Source organism: Pseudoalteromonas prydzensis (genome assembly GCF_001661495.1).
Lineage (GTDB): Bacteria > Pseudomonadota > Gammaproteobacteria > Enterobacterales > Alteromonadaceae > Pseudoalteromonas > Pseudoalteromonas prydzensis.
Genome location: NZ_BDDT01000001.1, coordinates 324,029 through 339,545 on the forward strand (window position 1 = coordinate 324,029; position 15,517 = coordinate 339,545).

The 15,517-nt window shown below is 42.5% G+C and carries 13 protein-coding genes; 8 read left to right on the forward strand and 5 right to left on the reverse strand.

The window, feature by feature from the left end; genetic code table 11:
* Positions 1–110 precede the first annotated feature (110 nt).
* Genes A7968_RS01350 through A7968_RS01370 form a run of 5 tightly spaced genes read left to right on the forward strand, consistent with a single transcriptional unit; the run spans position 111 to position 5,181 of the window.
* Complete coding sequence (locus A7968_RS01350) at positions 111–1,916, forward strand: glycoside hydrolase family 3 protein (protein ID WP_064664780.1); 1,806 nt, start codon at positions 111–113, stop codon at positions 1,914–1,916.
* Positions 1,917–1,931: 15 nt separating this feature from the next.
* On the forward strand, positions 1,932–2,729 hold the full coding sequence (locus A7968_RS01355) for a putative hydro-lyase (RefSeq protein ID WP_064664781.1): 798 nt from the start codon (positions 1,932–1,934) through the stop codon (positions 2,727–2,729).
* A gap of 12 nt (positions 2,730–2,741) precedes the next feature.
* On the forward strand, positions 2,742–3,473 hold the full coding sequence (locus A7968_RS01360; protein ID WP_064664782.1) for a 5-oxoprolinase subunit PxpA: 732 nt from the start codon (positions 2,742–2,744) through the stop codon (positions 3,471–3,473).
* The gene (locus A7968_RS01365) at positions 3,458–4,327 is read left to right on the forward strand and encodes a glutamate cyclase domain-containing protein (RefSeq protein WP_064664783.1); all 870 of its coding nucleotides are present in this window, start codon (positions 3,458–3,460) and stop codon (positions 4,325–4,327) included. Before A7968_RS01360 ends, A7968_RS01365 begins: the two co-directional genes overlap by 16 nt.
* Complete coding sequence (locus A7968_RS01370) at positions 4,324–5,181, forward strand: aminotransferase class IV (protein ID WP_064664784.1); 858 nt, start codon at positions 4,324–4,326, stop codon at positions 5,179–5,181. The genes A7968_RS01365 and A7968_RS01370 overlap by 4 nt, the downstream gene beginning before the upstream one ends.
* On the opposite strand, the gene A7968_RS01375 is transcribed toward A7968_RS01370, so the two are convergent.
* From A7968_RS01375 to A7968_RS01385, 3 genes are read right to left on the reverse strand one after another with little or no spacing between them, the layout of a single operon-like run.
* Positions 5,152–5,442 carry a MerR family DNA-binding transcriptional regulator gene (locus A7968_RS01375; protein WP_227008955.1) on the reverse strand — a complete coding sequence of 97 codons (291 nt, stop codon included), beginning with the start codon at positions 5,440–5,442 and terminating at the stop codon, positions 5,152–5,154. The two genes, A7968_RS01370 and A7968_RS01375, sit on opposite strands and share 30 nt — an antisense overlap.
* A gap of 3 nt (positions 5,443–5,445) precedes the next feature.
* Positions 5,446–6,207, reverse strand: a complete 762-nt coding sequence (locus tag A7968_RS01380; protein WP_064665347.1) for a polysaccharide deacetylase family protein — start codon at positions 6,205–6,207, stop codon at positions 5,446–5,448.
* A 23-nt stretch (positions 6,208–6,230) separates the two neighbouring features.
* Entirely contained in the window at positions 6,231–6,611 is a 381-nt protein-coding gene (locus A7968_RS01385) for a VOC family protein (RefSeq protein ID WP_064664785.1), read from the reverse strand.
* Positions 6,612–6,791: 180 nt separating this feature from the next.
* Between A7968_RS01385 and A7968_RS01390 the strand changes: the two genes are divergently transcribed.
* Both A7968_RS01390 and A7968_RS01395 read left to right on the forward strand, forming a co-directional pair.
* Complete coding sequence (locus A7968_RS01390; protein ID WP_064664786.1) at positions 6,792–7,481, forward strand: 4'-phosphopantetheinyl transferase family protein; 690 nt, start codon at positions 6,792–6,794, stop codon at positions 7,479–7,481.
* A gap of 134 nt (positions 7,482–7,615) precedes the next feature.
* Entirely contained in the window at positions 7,616–9,640 is a 2,025-nt protein-coding gene (locus A7968_RS01395) for a S9 family peptidase (RefSeq protein ID WP_064664787.1), read from the forward strand.
* A 671-nt stretch (positions 9,641–10,311) separates the two neighbouring features.
* Here A7968_RS01395 and A7968_RS01400 read toward each other — a convergent pair.
* Positions 10,312–11,913 (reverse strand): isocitrate lyase, encoded by a 1,602-nt coding sequence (locus A7968_RS01400; protein WP_064664788.1) that lies wholly within the window; start codon positions 11,911–11,913, stop codon positions 10,312–10,314.
* A 258-nt stretch (positions 11,914–12,171) separates the two neighbouring features.
* Between A7968_RS01400 and A7968_RS01405 the strand changes: the two genes are divergently transcribed.
* Complete coding sequence (locus tag A7968_RS01405; RefSeq protein WP_064664789.1) at positions 12,172–14,349, forward strand: malate synthase G; 2,178 nt, start codon at positions 12,172–12,174, stop codon at positions 14,347–14,349.
* A gap of 317 nt (positions 14,350–14,666) precedes the next feature.
* Here A7968_RS01405 and A7968_RS01410 read toward each other — a convergent pair whose 3' ends face one another.
* Positions 14,667–15,392: a YebC/PmpR family DNA-binding transcriptional regulator gene (locus A7968_RS01410; protein WP_064664790.1), complete on the reverse strand. Its 726-nt coding sequence runs from the start codon at positions 15,390–15,392 to the stop codon at positions 14,667–14,669.
* Between the last annotated feature and the right edge of the window lie 125 nt (positions 15,393–15,517).

Consider the following 15,517-nt stretch of genomic DNA (forward strand, 5'->3'; position numbering starts at 1 on the left):
TCAGGAATAAAATATTCACAATTAAAATAAGCAATTCAGCTTTGGAGCCTACTGTGTTAAATAAGTTTGCCATATCATCAATTCTCTTTGGATTAGGGTGTTTATTACCAATGAAATCGACCTTTGCAGCGACAAATTTAACCCTTGAGCAACAGCTTGGTCAAAAGCTAATGCTCGATTTTCGTTATTATTGTGAGCAAGATTCAGAGCAAAAATGTCGCAAGGCAGTGACTGAATTACCAGTAGATTTAGCCAAAGTGATCACCAAACATAATATTGGTGGCGTTATTTTATTTGCCGAGAATATTGAAAACATTTCGCAAATCGTTAAATTAAACAATGCCATGCAACAAGCGGCGGCAAAATCAAGCTTAGGTGCGCCGTTATTTATCTCAATTGACCAAGAAGGCGGTCGTGTCGCCCGTATTCCTCGTGATGTAGCCACCTCATTTACTGGCAATATGTCAATCGGTGCTAGTTATAAAGTGCACGGCACTAAGTTTGCGACACAGTCGGCACAAGTGATTGCCGATGAGCTAAAAGCTGTGGGGGTTAATGTTAACTACGCCCCGACTGTTGATGTTAATATGAACCCTGATAACCCGGTGATCAATGTACGTTCATATGGCGAAGATCCTACTCTAGTAAGCATTTTAGGTGGTGCACAAGTTGCAGGTTTTGAAGGCAACGGTGTGATTACCTCGCTAAAGCATTTTCCGGGTCATGGCGATACCAATGTTGATAGCCATACAGGCTTACCAAAGGTTATGCATGACAAAGAAACTATCTGGGCAAAAGATTTACCGCCATTTCAACGTATTATTAAAGAACAAAACCCTGGCATGATCATGACTGCGCATATTCAATACCCAGCGCTTGATAGCAGTACGTTTGTTAGTAAAGATGGCAAAACCATGATCAAACCCGCCACTATGTCACATAAAATCATCAGCGAATTATTGCGCGATGAAATGGGCTATCAAGGTGTGGTGATCACTGATGCACTCGATATGGCTGGTATTAGCCACTTTTTTGAACCTATCGAGGCAGTTGTAAATACTTTTGCCGCGGGTGTTGATATTGCATTAATGCCGATTGAAATTCGTAGCCCTAAAGATTTAGCGGTGCTTGACCAACTGATCACTCGCTTAGTCAGCGAAGTAAAAAAAGGCAATTTAAACGCCGACGAAGTCGCTACATCGGCGCAGCGCATCATTAATTTAAAAAGTAAGTTTAAATTAACAACTGAGCTTAACGAATCCTTAGCTATGCAAAAAGCACAGCTGATTTTAGGTGATGAAAGTCATCGTAAAGTAGAAGCAGAGTTAGCACTTGCTGCCATTACTGAAGTTAAAAATGACAAAAGCACTTTACCAATTAAACTCAGCGCCAATACTAAAGTACATATCATTATGCCTGATACCCGAAAGTGTATCGCGTTACAGCAGGCAATGCAGGAGCATACACAGCAACAAGTTTCATTTAGCTGCACCAGCTTGCAAGGCTTTGAACCTATTGCAACGCTAAAAGCGCTTAACGAAGCGGATGTCATCATCGCGGGTAATGCGTCTCCTAATCAAAGTGCGGTTGAGGTTGGCGGTATGGATGATCTATCAGACAACCCGAGCTTCGCAATTGCTAAAGCAGAACAGGGCCCGGCACTTGAAAAGCTACTTCAGCAAGCACAGTTGGCTAATAAGAAAACTGTTTTTGTGAGCCTGCGGGCCCCTTATGATATTGCCACATTTGGCCAATATGCTGATGCAATTTTAGCAACTTATGCGTATAACATAGATGTAGATAATAGTGTTAAAGTAGCAGGACCAGCTTTTACAGCTCTTGCAAAAGTACTAGTTGGGGAAAACCCAGCACAGGGTACTTTACCTGTTACCGTAAACGGCATTAACAACAACTAAGTTCAAGAGGATACTATGCAACATAACGCATCACTTACAACGCCTTACGCTATTCGAAATATGATCCGTAATGAAGATTACACAGGTCACACTTCAGGGTTTGTGCCTGGTTTTGTGCAGGCTAATTTAGTGATTTTACCCCAGAAGTATGCGTTGGACTTTTTACAATTTTGCCAAGCAAATAAAAAGTCATGCCCGATTGTTGCAACGAGCCGTTTAGCGGGAGCAACGAGTATTCCTAATGTCGCTCATGACTTGGATATTCGTACTGATTTACCTCGCTATCGGATTTTTAAAAATGGCCAATTAATTGAAGAAGTCACTAATATCAAAGAGCAATGGCGCGATGATTTAGTTACTTTTTTAATTGGCTGCTCATTCTCATTTGAAGAACCACTCAAAGCTGCCGGGATCGAAATACGCAATATTACTGAGAACAAAAATGTGCCTATGTACATGACTAATATTCCTTGTGAAACTGCCGGTATATTCCACTCAAACATGGTCGTGAGTATGCGACCAATGAAACCTGCGGATGCGATTCGGGCAATTCAAATTTGCAGTCGTTTTCCTGATGTACACGGGGCACCGGTGCATTTTGGTGACCCGGCTGCAATCGGTATTAAAGATATTTACCGCCCTAACTTTGGTGAATCTGTCACCATTAAAGAAGGTGAAGTACCCGTGTTTTGGGCATGTGGCGTCACCCCGCAAATAGCGATAGCGAATGCCGCACCTGATTTTTGCATCACCCATAGCCCTGGGCATATGTTGATCACCGATATTCAAAACGCCCATATTTCGGCTTTTTAAACGGAAACAATAATGAAGCTCAATTGTGATTTAGGTGAAAGCTTTGGCGCGTGGCAAATGGGCCTCGATAGTGAGGTAATGCCACATATCGATATGGCCAATATCGCCTGTGGTTTCCATGGTGGTGATAGTGATGTGATGGCCAACACCTTAGCACTTGCCAAACAACATAAAGTACTGATTGGCGCTCACCCAAGCTACCCTGATAAGCAAGGTTTTGGGCGTCGCTCGATGGCCTTAACAGCACAAGAGCTAACCAACTGCCTGCATTACCAGATAGCCGCAATTGAAGGCATGGCAAAAGTGCAAGGTCTCAAGTTAAGCTATGTAAAACCTCACGGTGCGTTATACAACGATATGATGGCTAATGAGACAATTTTACATACCGTCATGCAAGCTGTTGTTAGTTATTCCGCAGATTTGCAACTGATGATTTTAGCTACAGCACAAGCAGAACAGCATAAACAGCTAGCTCAGCAATATCAGCTAACGCTCATTTTAGAAGCGTTTGCTGATCGTCAATATACCGATGAAGGGCAGCTCGTATCGAGAAGCATGGCAGGTAGTGTCCATGATAAACCCGCATTGCTCGCACAGGTTAAACAGTTACTCGCCACTGGCTGCGTAACAACCCGCTCTGGTAAGCAATTACCACTGCATGCTGATAGTTTATGCGTTCACGGCGATAACGCCGCTGGTATTGCCCTTATTGAAGAGATCAAAGCACTATGTCACAACAGCTAAGTGATGTGCAATTAAGCCAAGCCATCGAAACGATGATGATTGAACAAAACCTTCGCGGCATGCAAAGTCTTTATGCTCATCAACAGCCAGGCACTTACCTGCGCGCTGCAAAGTCGTTATTTGATGCAAAAAACACCGTGCTCATTGGCACCGGCTTTGCGGTAAAACAAACCTTTGAAACTGACGGCCCAGTCGGTGCGATTGCTTTATACAATGCATTGCAAGCACTTGGCAAACGCCCCGTTTTAGTATGTGGCAACCCCCTTTACAGTGCTCTTAAAAATGACTTTAATTGCTTTGAGTTACCTCTTAATAACATTACTGAGGCGCTGCCATTCAGCCAAGCGGCGTTGGCAAATTTAAAACCAGACTGCGTACTGTCAATCGAGCGCCCAGGGCTATGCCACGGCAATAAATACTACAACATGCGTGGTATCGATATTTCTGCTGATTGTGGTTGCTTTGATTTTTTTATTACCCAAGCCACCTGCCCTACTGTTGCCATTGGTGATGGCGGTAACGAAATAGGCATGGGCAATTTGTCACAATATATGACCGAGTTGAGCATCACGCCAAGCCTAACCTGTTGTGATGAGTTGTTATTGGCCGATGTATCAAACTGGGCAGCCTACGGCATCATTGCTTTGTTAAGCCGCTGGAGCGGCCAAGACTTACTCAAAAATATCGATACTCTAGCAATATTACAATACTTGAGTGAACGCGGCAGCGTGGATGGTGTTACACACAAGAACGAATTAACCGAAGACGGCCTACATGCCATACATGGCCAACAACTCATCGCAAGACTACGTCTGCTTAGCGGTGTTGCCAATCAGAATGAGGATTTACAATGAGCACGGTGTATTTAAACGGCGATTATATGAGCGCTGAGCACGCAAAAATATCACCAATGGATAGAGGGTTTTTATTTGGTGATGGTATTTACGAAGTGATCCCTGCCTACAATGGCAAAATGCTTGGCTTTGCCGCACATATAGAGCGCATGAATAACGGTTTAAATGAGCTGGAAATTAGCTTAGGTTATACAGCTGAGCAATGGCGTGAAATCTGTCAGCAATTGTGTGAGAAAAACCAAGGTGATAACTTAGGTATTTATTTACATGTTAGTCGCGGCGCTGATACAAAACGAGCTCATGCTTATTCTAATGGCATAACACCCACTGTATTTGCTTACGCGTTCGAAATCCCTCCACAGCCGGTGAGTGACATCGACAATGCTAAAACCTATACAGTGTCTGTAGAGCAAGACAAACGCTGGCAGCGTTGCCACATCAAATCAACAGCCTTGCTTGGTAATGTGATGCACTACCAACATGGTGCGGCAGCAGGTAACAGCGAGACTATTCTATATAACCGCTTAGATGAACTCACCGAAGCAAGCTCAAGCAATGTATTTATCGTTAAAGATGGCGTTATTAGCACCCCTCCTTTAGATACCCAAATATTGCCCGGCATCACTCGTTGGTTAATTATTAATATTCTCCACAGCCACAGTGACTTTAAAGTACAAGAGCGCGTTATAACTAAGCAAGAATTGTTTGCCGCAGATGAAGTGTGGATCACCAGCGCCACCAAAGAAGTTGGTCCGGTGATAAAACTCAATGGGCAACCAGTTGCTGATGGCAAGCCAGGTAAAATATGGCAACAAGTGCAAAGCTTATTTACTAAACACAAGTTTGATTATTAATAGCGGTAAGCGGTAATTATAAAAGCCGTGTTTGTTAAGTAAACACGGCTTTTTAAATCCAATTATAAGCTGTTTAAGTTGAGTTAAGCTTAACCCTAATAACTGTGCCCGTTTAATTAGGGTGACAAATTCTACATCAGCGTTTTCATAAATACGGTAACTACCTTGTCGCTTAATGTCACTTAATAAACCAATCGCTTCATAATGCCGAATGGTTTTTAAGGATACATCACAACGGGTCGCTATTTCGCCAATATACACCGCTCACTCCTTTGCCTGTTGCTGCATAATATTTATATATGAATCAACGTAATATTTTTCTTTATTTGCAGCTAAGAAAGCTAATAACTGCGCGTGAGCCGTGACTGAAATACTCAAATGATCACCACCTACACCATGAAAAAGAAGATTGATCAGCTGCGTTTTTGCGGGAACGTTTTTCACATACTCAATCAATTGCTGCCCAGTCACATCTGATGGCGCCCAAAGGACAGAACGCTCACTCTGATCAAGTCCTTTTATTGCCACAAAATGCGCTTTAAGCGGCTCTATAAAATCGTTACCAGCGGCTTGAGTATCAAAGCAAGGCGGCGTGAATGTGCGCTGAGTTTTGCCATCAAGTGCTTGTAAAAATATATTCGCCGTGAGCACTTCGCGTATTGCACGTTCTGCAGTGTAATTATCAAGATTTTGCTCTTCACTCACCCATTCTCGTGACGGTTTTGCTGCGCTGCAAGGATGAAATAAACTGTGATTGCCAAGCTCATGCCCATCACTTGCAAGTGCTTGCCAATCTGCCATACGCGATTGCACACTCGCTGAGTTTGGTACGATATAAAACGAGGCTTTAAAGTTGTATTCATTTAGTGCGGGTACTGCGTTATCGAGTTGACTAGCTAACGCATCGTCATAAGACAGGCTCACCGCTATTTTATTATTGTCTGGCCAAGCTGGTGCTGCTTGTGCGTTAACCGCAGGGAAACTAAAGCCTGCAAACACCGCCAACAAAACTGTTATTTTAGTCATGTTTCTACCATTAAATTGCATGGTTACGCAGCCTGAATGAAACAAAATATATTTAGTTTATTGCCGTCTAGATCACGGAAGTAACCAGCATAAAAGCCCGGCATTTCACGCGGTCCAGGCGCCCCTTCATCGGTTGCCCCAAGTTCAATTGCTTTTGCATAAAAAGCATCTACTTGTGCAGGAGTCTCGGCCGCAATCGCGATCATAGTACCATTGCCCGCAGTTGCGGCATGACCATCATAGGGTTTAGTGATGGCAAAACCTGGCTGCTGAGGGTCAACACTCCAAGCGACAAACTTGTCAGTCTCTAGAAACCGTTGCGCATTGAGTAAAGAGAATAGTTCATCATAAAACGCCACGGCATCTGGCAGATTATTGGTACCTAACATTGTATAGCCAATCATAATTATTCCTTATTGAAAATTGATCACTATCCAAGATAACTGCGTGTTGATGTTTAGTCCATTATTTATACTGCTAATAACTGCCGCCCCTTCATTAAAATAACCATTATCTTTTTTATTCATTAAAAAAATAACGTACTATCAATATGTTCAAAGAAATTAATCAGGACTTTTATTTTCATGGAAATACTGCAAACGACAAAACTCAGACCACAACTGCCGTACCCATACTATTGCAGCGAATTCGAAGCCACGAGTTTTGTAGATGCAGATTTTTCGACCCATCAAATCCTATTTCCTGCACAATTAGGTAAAGCCGTAAGTAAAAGAAAAGCCGAATATTTGGCAGGCAGAGTGTGCGCTAAACACGTACTCGCAACGCTTAGTATTGATAATTTTGAACTGCAAAGCGGGACTGATCGCGCCCCCATCTGGCCTGAAAACATTATTGGTAGCATTACCCACACCCAGGGCGTCGCAATGGCAATGGCGTGTCAGCACACTGATGTCGCTGGAATTGGTATTGATATAGAGCAACTAATGAGTGCAGAGCAAGAACTAGAGCTACAAAAGCAAATTTTGCATCCTGATGAATACCCACTGTTTAGACAATTGGCTGAGCAGCTTTCACATCCATTAACAGTCATTTTTTCAGCCAAAGAAAGCATTTTTAAAGCGTTATACCCAAGTGTAAAGCAATTTTTTGGTTTTGAAGCCGCTAAACTCATTGCTTTTAATCAACAACAGCTGCAATTTAAAATAACCCAAACACTTGCATCAGCAGTGCCTAAAAACACTCAAATTGCGGTGTTTTACCAAATAAATGTAAGCATAGTACTCACTGAGTGCGAGTTTACTATCGCACCTTAACCACTAAAAAGATTGATGGCGGCTATCATTATTAATTCCTATTCATTTTAAAGGTATTCATCGCATCATGGTGTACCTTTGGGTTTTGTTATTCTATAACGGTTAGGTGCGATAATTAATAACAAGGAATTAAAATGAAATTGATTGCCCCCGCAGCCCTGCTAACCTCACTGTGCTTTTCAGTATTAGCCAATGATAATGTGCAAACTCTACAACTTGAAAACGTGTTCGACCTTGAATATGCCAATCAAATTGAAATGACCAATGATGGTAAAACTGTGTACTTTGTGCGTAATCGCATGGATATTAAAAGCGACCGTAAAGTAAGTAATATTTGGTCTGTAGATAGTAATTCCAAACAGCTACAGCCTCTTACATCAGGTGTGCATATGGACTATGCGCCAGTGCTTTCTCCGGATGAAACACGCTTAGCGTTTATTTCAACACGCGATGGCAGTAGCCAAATTTATGTAAAGTGGCTAAAAACAGGCGCACTTGCAAAAATTAGTAACCTGACCCAAAACCCCTCTAATTTGCAGTGGTCACCCAATGGTCGGCAACTGCTGTTTAGCCAATTTGTACCAAGTAAAGCTGCGGCTCCTGTCAGTCTACCGGGTAAACCAGAAGGCGCGAACTGGGCAGAGCCCGCCAAGTATATTGATGATGTATATTATCGCGCTGATGGTGGTGGCTACACTAAGTCGGGGTTTCGCCATTTATTTAGCATCGATGCCAATGGCGGTAATGCTCGCCAATTAACCAGCGGTGACTTCGACCATAGTGGACCAATTAGTTTTGCTGATGAAGGAAATACGCTCTATTTTTCGGCAAATCGACATCCCAACTTTAGGCTCAAACCAACTAATTCCGAGATTTATCAACTGACATTGAAAGACTTGCAGATCACTGCTGTTACCGACCGAGTAGGTCCTGATAGCCAACCTCAAGTATCTCCAAATGGCCGCTACCTCGCCTACACGGGTTATGATGATAAACGCACAAATTATGAAAATAGTCAGCTGTATGTTCGCGATTTAAAGTCTGGCGAAACCACTAATTTAACTAGTGATTTTGACCGCAGCGTTGGACAAATAAAGTGGGCTGATAACTCCAGTGGTATATTTTTTAGTTACGCCAGCGAGGGGCAAACTGTACTTGCTTATCAACCGCGCAGTGGCAAGCGTAAAGTCATTACCGAAAAAATAGGTAGCGTGTCTTTTGGTCGCCCATACTCAGGTGGCGATTTTGATATCAGCGATGATGGTGATGTCGCAATTACCCTAGCCGATACCCAGCGCCCTGCCGATGTCGCCATAGTTAAAAGTGGTAAAGCGCAGCGTCTAACTAAATTAAATGATGATGCCTTAGGTAATAAGCAACTGGCAAAAGTAGAAGAAATCTGGATTAAATCAAGTCATGACGATTTACCAATCCAAGGCTGGGTTGCTTACCCACCGGGCTTTGACAGCAGCAAAAAATACCCACTTATTTTAGAAATTCATGGCGGCCCTGTAGCCAACTATGGCCCGCACTTTAGTGCTGAAGTACAATTATTTGCAGCCAAAGGTAATGTGGTTTTATACATGAACCCACGTGGCAGCGACTCCTACGGCAAACAGTTTGCACAAACGATTCATCACAATTACCCAAGTAACGATTTTGATGATTTAATGACAGGAGTTGACGCCTTAATTGCCAAAGGCTTTATTGATAAATCTAAACTATTTGTTACCGGTGGTTCAGGCGGTGGTGTGCTTACAGCATGGATTGTCGGTCATACTGACCGCTTTGCAGCAGCCGTGGTAGCAAAACCGGTGATCAATTGGATCAGCTTTGTACTAACTGCTGACTTCTACCCATTCTTTGCCGATTACTGGTTTCCAGGTAAACCATGGGAGCATATTGAGCATTATATGAAGCGCTCTCCAATCAGCTATGTGGGCAATGTTAAAACCCCTACGATGCTATTAACCGGTGAAGCTGACTATCGTACGCCAATTTCAGAGACGGAGCAGTTTTACCAAGCCCTGAAACTGCAAGGGGTTGATACCGCGATGGTACGTATTCCTGATGCCTCGCATGGTATTACGCAGCGCCCATCAAACTTGATGGCTAAAGTAGCCTATATCCAATGGTGGTTTGACAAACATAGTAAATAATGAGTTTGGGAAGCATTGTAGGCGCGATTTTATATCGCGCCATATTCGTAACATAAAATAGTCATTTATAAAAACATTACGCGGGGTAAACCCGCTACTCGCTAACTTTACTCTCGCTCACTTTTTGTAAACCCCCTTTACAGTAATAATGTAAGTAACTCCTCACATACTTAAAAAATATCGGACTTTGTGTCTCAATTGAGTTAGTAAAATTTCGGTTTATGACATTTTTAGGTCGTTAAGTTAGTAAAAAATCGGTTTGAGCCACTGTTTATGGCGTTTGAGTTGGTAAAAAAGTGGTTTATCCTCGCTTAGAGTTGGTAAAAAATCGGTTTATATTTTTAGTTTAAAGGGCAATTCTAGGTATTTTGACCTGAAATTGCCCTTACCAATAGCCAAAAAAGCATTTAAGCGTACTTTTTATTAAAAAAGTGCGAGTAAAAGCTAGGCTGATTAAATACTGATCCAAACATTTAGGTAAAACTGAGCAGCTAGTTAAACTCTGATCCAAATCGGGAGTCTGAAATTACCAGCTAGTTAAATCGTGATCTGAGTTAAGCCGAACTTTGCATAAGCAGCCTATATACTTCTTATTATTGGTTTTGCTAGCAACGAAAAAAAGGGCCTTGCGGCCCTTGTAACACTGTTGAGTTGGAATGTTGTTTTACTTTTTAAAATTGATTCATAGTATTCGCTTCACCGCCCGCTTTAAGCGCATTATCACCTGAGAAATACTCTTTATGTGTATCACCGATATTAGAACCCGCTAAGTCTTGGTGCTTCACTGACGCTTGCTCACGACGAATTTCTTGGCGCTGTACATCACGTACATAAGCTAGCATTCCTAAGTCGCCAAAGTAGCCTTCTGATAGAATATCAGTGCTTAATGCCGCCGTATGATAGGTTGGTAGCGTAATTAGGTGATGGAAAATCCCCGCTTCTCGCGCACCATCTCGTTGGAAGTTTTGTACTAATACATCAGCAGCTTGCGCCAGTTCAGTATTATCCATTTCCGGTGCCATCAGTGCTTTATTATCATCAATGCTTGGGTAAGCTGATAAGTCTTTTCCTTCATCAAGCCACTGTTGATAAACCTGCTCACGGAATTTCAGCGTCCAGTTAAATGACGGTGAATTGTTGTACACTAACTTAGCATCGGGTACTTGCTCTTTAACACGATTAACTAGCTCGGCGATTTGTTTAACGTGTGGCTTTTCAGTTTCAATCCACAGTAAATCAGCGCCTGACTGTAAGCTGGTAATGCAATCAAGTACTACTCGGTCTTTCTCAGTACCTTCACGGAACTGATAAAGGCCGTTATCAAGGCGAGTTGGTTTACACAGTTGGCCGTTCAGCTTCATTGCTGTATCGCCTTCGTTTAAATCCTCTACGCCATTAATTGGGGTTGTTTCTAAAAACGCATTGTATTGGCTGGCCAAGTCGCCTGGCGTTTGTGATACCGGCACTTTTTGAGTCAAACTTGCACCCAGTGAATCGGTACGCGCGACGATAATACCGTTATCAATACCTAGCTCTAAGAATGCATAACGTACCGCGTTAATTTTCGCTAAAAAGTCTTCATGGGGTACCGTTACTTTACCTGCTTGGTGACCACATTGCTTTGCATCAGACACCTGGTTTTCAATCTGGATAGCACATGCTCCGGCTTCAATCATCTTTTTAGCTAATAGATAAGTTGCTTCTTCATTACCAAAACCGGCATCAATATCAGCAATAATTGGCACCACATGGCTTTCAAAGTTATCAATTTTATCTAGCACTGCTTGGACATCACCGCCGCTTGCTTTTGCTGCATCAAGGTCTTTAAATAAATGGTCTAATTCACGGGCATCGGCTTGCTTTAAAAATGTATAAATTTCTTCAATGAGTGCAGGCACAGAAGTTTTCTCATGCATACTTTGATCAGGCAGTGGGCCAAATTCAGAGCGAAGTGCTGCAACCATCCAACCACTTAGGTATACGTAGCTGCGCTTAGTTGTTTTTTGATGACGCTTAATTGCCATCATCATTTGTTGCGCAGTAAAACCATGCCAGCAACCTAAAGATTGTGTGTATTGACTGGTATCAGCATCGTATGCCGCCATATCTTCACGCATAATATCTGCTGTAAATTGTGCGATATCTAGCCCGGTACGAAAACGATTTTGCAAACGCATACGACTAGCGTACTCAGGGTTAATAGCTTGCCATTGTTTACCTTGTGCTTGACAAAGTGTTGCTAACGAATCTGTTTCACGTTGATAAGTAGTCATAATAAAAATCCTTTGAACGGGTTAATACAAATTTATATTTCTGGTTGTGAGAGAGGCTAATGAGGGTTTGCTCGTTAGCGCTTAAAACAACATTAGGCCGATTTTTCAGATTTAGTAAATTTATAGTTGTTATGCTGGCTATATATTTTATGAATGGACAAAAGCACACTGTTCACGCATTTTTGAGTTATGGTTACAGCACGACAATCAACAATTGTCATTTAATTAGCACCGCGACCGTTTAAAAGGATACCGATTATGACCACCTCTCACAGCCAGTTTGGGCTAACTGTTAATAGCCAGTTAGCCGATTTTGTTAACCAACAACTGCTACCGGGTACCGGCATTAGTAAACAGCATTTTTGGCAAGGCTTTGCTGATATTATTGATGATTTAAGCCCTATCAACCGCCAGTTACTTATTAAGCGTGAAGACTTGCAACATCAAATTGATAGCTATCATGTTGCTCACAAACACTGGGACGCTGAGCACTATCAACAATTCTTAACAGATATTGGTTATTTGGTTGCTGAGCCAGAAAACTTTTCTATTGAAACTGATAACGTGGAGCCCGAAATAGCACGCACAGCAGGTCCACAGCTTGTTGTGCCAGTTAGCAATGCACGCTTTGCGCTTAATGCTGCAAACGCGCGCTGGGGCTCATTATATGACGCTTTATACGGCACTGATGTGTTAAGCGAAGAAGATGGCGCCGAAAAAGGTAGTACCTATAACCCTGTGCGCGGTTTTAAAGTAATGGCCTATGCAAGGCAGTTTTTAGACAAAGCCATCCCCCTTGAAAATGGCTCACATATCGAAAGTACTAATTATTCGGTAGTGAATGGACAGCTTTTTATCACCTTACGTGATAGCTCACAAACTGGGTTAAAGCAACCAGTACAACTTGTTGGTTTTCAAGGTGAAGCGCAAAATCCTACCGCTATTTTACTGATCAACCACGGCCTGCACATTGAACTACAAATTGACCATAACCACCCAATTGGTAGCGCCGATAAAGCGGGCTTAAAAGACGTGCTACTGGAAGCCGCATTAACAACAATTATGGACTGTGAGGATTCTGTTGCCGCCGTTGATGGCGAAGATAAAGTACAAGTTTACCAAAACTGGCTTGGTTTAATGAAAGGCACGCTGGTTGAGTCATTTACTAAAGAAGGTAAAACCATCGAGCGTAAATTAGCACCCGACCGCAACTACAGCGGCGTTAATGGCCAACCGCTTACGTTAAAAGGCCGCAGCATGATGTTCGTTCGTAATGTGGGGCATTTAATGACCAACCCGGCGATACAAGATAGCCAAGGCCAAGATGTATTTGAAGGCATTATGGATGCAGTGATCACAGTTACAGCAGCACTGCATGACTTAAAGGGTAACAGTCCCGTTAAAAACTCCAGCGCAGCCAGTATCAATATTGTTAAACCCAAGATGCATGGCCCCGAAGAAGTGGCCTTTACCAATACTTTATTTAGTCGCGTTGAACAGTTACTACAGCTTCCTGCAAACACCGTGAAAATGGGCATTATGGATGAAGAGCGTCGTACCTCAGCCAACCTAAAGGCCTGTATCGCCGCTGCAAAAGAGCGAGTTGTATTTATTAATACTGGCTTTTTAGACCGCACTGGGGATGAAATTCATACCTCAATGCAAGCCGGAGTAGTACTGCCAAAGGCCGCCATTAAACAACAACCTTGGATAGCAGCATACGAAGACCGTAATGTTGATATTGGCTTACAAACGGGTTTAAGTGGCCGCGCGCAAATAGGTAAAGGAATGTGGCCTATGCCAGATAAAATGGCATTAATGATGGAACAAAAAATTGCCCATCCGCAATCTGGCGCAAATACCGCCTGGGTGCCCTCCCCTACGGCTGCAACCTTACATGCTATGCATTATCATGATGTTGATGTATTTAGCTGTCAAAAAGCGATTGCTGCACGCCAACAAGCCAGTTTAACGCAGCTACTCACGCCACCTTTGATGGTCGATCCAAATAGCTTAACAAAAGAGGATATTCAGGCTGAACTTGATAACAACGCACAAGGTATTTTAGGCTACGTTGTACGCTGGATAGATCAAGGTGTCGGCTGCTCTAAAGTGCCTGATATTAACCACATTGGCTTAATGGAAGACAGAGCGACATTGCGTATTTCCAGCCAACATATGGCTAACTGGTTGCATCACGGAGTGTGTACGCAAGCGCAAATAGAAAACACTATGGCAAAAATGGCTAAAGTGGTCGATGGTCAAAATGAGGGCGATGCAAACTATATTGCGATGGCTGACTCTGAGCAAAGTTTAGCGCAAAGTATTGCCTATCAAGCCGCTCTAGCCCTTGTATTAGAAGGGGTGAAGCAGCCCAGTGGTTATACTGAACCATTATTGCATGCGTTTCGTATAAAGTTTAAAGCGCAACAATAGCTCCCCTTCGAGTTTGTTAGTGTCATATTGCCAGCCCTCGGGCTGGCTTTTTTTACTTAAATAGTCTATCGCCATAATTACAGTGAATAGCTAGCATTCAGTGATGTATTCACCATCGAAAATACAGAGTTCATAGAGAAGAAATTAATAATTTTTTACTTAAGCTTTCTCTGTGTAGCGCGCAGCGCCTCCTGCCCTCGGTGGTAAAATAAACTTGTTGGATAAATGACTACAGGAGCACGGTGGGTATTACCTTTAAACGAATACCTTGCCACCGCGAATAATCTTATTATCGCGAGGTAAACTCGCTGCGACCCTTAACTTACAACCGTTGCATTGTGATAAACATTTTGTACATCATCACAATCTTCAAGCATGGTTATAAACTTTTCAAAATTAGCGATGTCGTCCGGATCAGTTATATCGACATGGACTTGCGGTACGAAGGTAATTTCATCAACTTCAAAGTTAATCTCTGCAAAGGCACCTTCCAAAGCTGTTTTGGCTTTGTAATATTCAGTATGAGGAGCAAAAACAGACACTTTACCATCTTCAACTTCAACATCAGTAACGTCAACATCAGCCATCATCAGCGCTTCAAGCACCACTTCATCGTCATCACCGGAAAAACCAAGTACAGCTAAGTGGTCAAACATATGCGCGACACAACCTGGCGTGCCTATTTTAGAGTCTGTTTTCGTAAACGGTAAGCGAACATCTTTGATAGTACGATTTGGATTGTCTGTTAAACAATCCACTATAACCATACAATTACCCGGGCCATAACCTTCATAACGTGCTGTTGAATAGTCTTCCCCAGCACCACCGGCTGCTTTTTCTATCGCTTTTTCGATTACATGCGCAGGAACTTGATCTCGCTTGGCACGTTCAATTAAACGTTTTAAAGATTGGTTTACTTCTGGATCAGGTTCACCATTTTTTGCAGCGACGTAAATTTCTTTACCGTATTTAGAATTAACTTTGGTTTTCGCATTGGCAGTTTTTGCCATGGCGTTTTTACGGACTTCAAATGCTCTGCCCATCTTATGCCTCTATTGGAAACTCGTGATTGACGCCATTTTAACAATTCGCACAGTTTTCAGCTAGTGATTAAATGACTGCAAAATTATTATTTGATTTTTAATTTTGTATGCTTGATATTAATAAA

Excerpts from the sequence above, each read along its gene's own strand:
- A7968_RS01360 (WP_064664782.1), top strand. The coding sequence starts at position 2,742 with ATGAAGCTCAATTGTGATTTAGGTGAAAGCTTTGGCGCGTGGCAAATG.
- A7968_RS01400 (WP_064664788.1), bottom strand. The coding sequence starts at position 11,913 with ATGACTACTTATCAACGTGAAACAGATTCGTTAGCAACACTTTGTCAA.
- A7968_RS01405 (WP_064664789.1), top strand. The coding sequence starts at position 12,172 with ATGACCACCTCTCACAGCCAGTTTGGGCTAACTGTTAATAGCCAGTTA.
- A7968_RS01395 (WP_064664787.1), top strand. The coding sequence starts at position 7,616 with ATGAAATTGATTGCCCCCGCAGCCCTGCTAACCTCACTGTGCTTTTCA.
- A7968_RS01390 (WP_064664786.1), top strand. The coding sequence starts at position 6,792 with ATGGAAATACTGCAAACGACAAAACTCAGACCACAACTGCCGTACCCA.
- A7968_RS01365 (WP_064664783.1), top strand. The coding sequence starts at position 3,458 with ATGTCACAACAGCTAAGTGATGTGCAATTAAGCCAAGCCATCGAAACG.
- A7968_RS01385 (WP_064664785.1), bottom strand. The coding sequence starts at position 6,611 with ATGATTGGCTATACAATGTTAGGTACCAATAATCTGCCAGATGCCGTG.
- A7968_RS01410 (WP_064664790.1), bottom strand. The coding sequence starts at position 15,392 with ATGGGCAGAGCATTTGAAGTCCGTAAAAACGCCATGGCAAAAACTGCC.
- A7968_RS01355 (WP_064664781.1), top strand. The coding sequence starts at position 1,932 with ATGCAACATAACGCATCACTTACAACGCCTTACGCTATTCGAAATATG.
- A7968_RS01370 (WP_064664784.1), top strand. The coding sequence starts at position 4,324 with ATGAGCACGGTGTATTTAAACGGCGATTATATGAGCGCTGAGCACGCA.
- A7968_RS01380 (WP_064665347.1), bottom strand. The coding sequence starts at position 6,207 with ATGACTAAAATAACAGTTTTGTTGGCGGTGTTTGCAGGCTTTAGTTTC.
- A7968_RS01350 (WP_064664780.1), top strand. The coding sequence starts at position 111 with ATGAAATCGACCTTTGCAGCGACAAATTTAACCCTTGAGCAACAGCTT.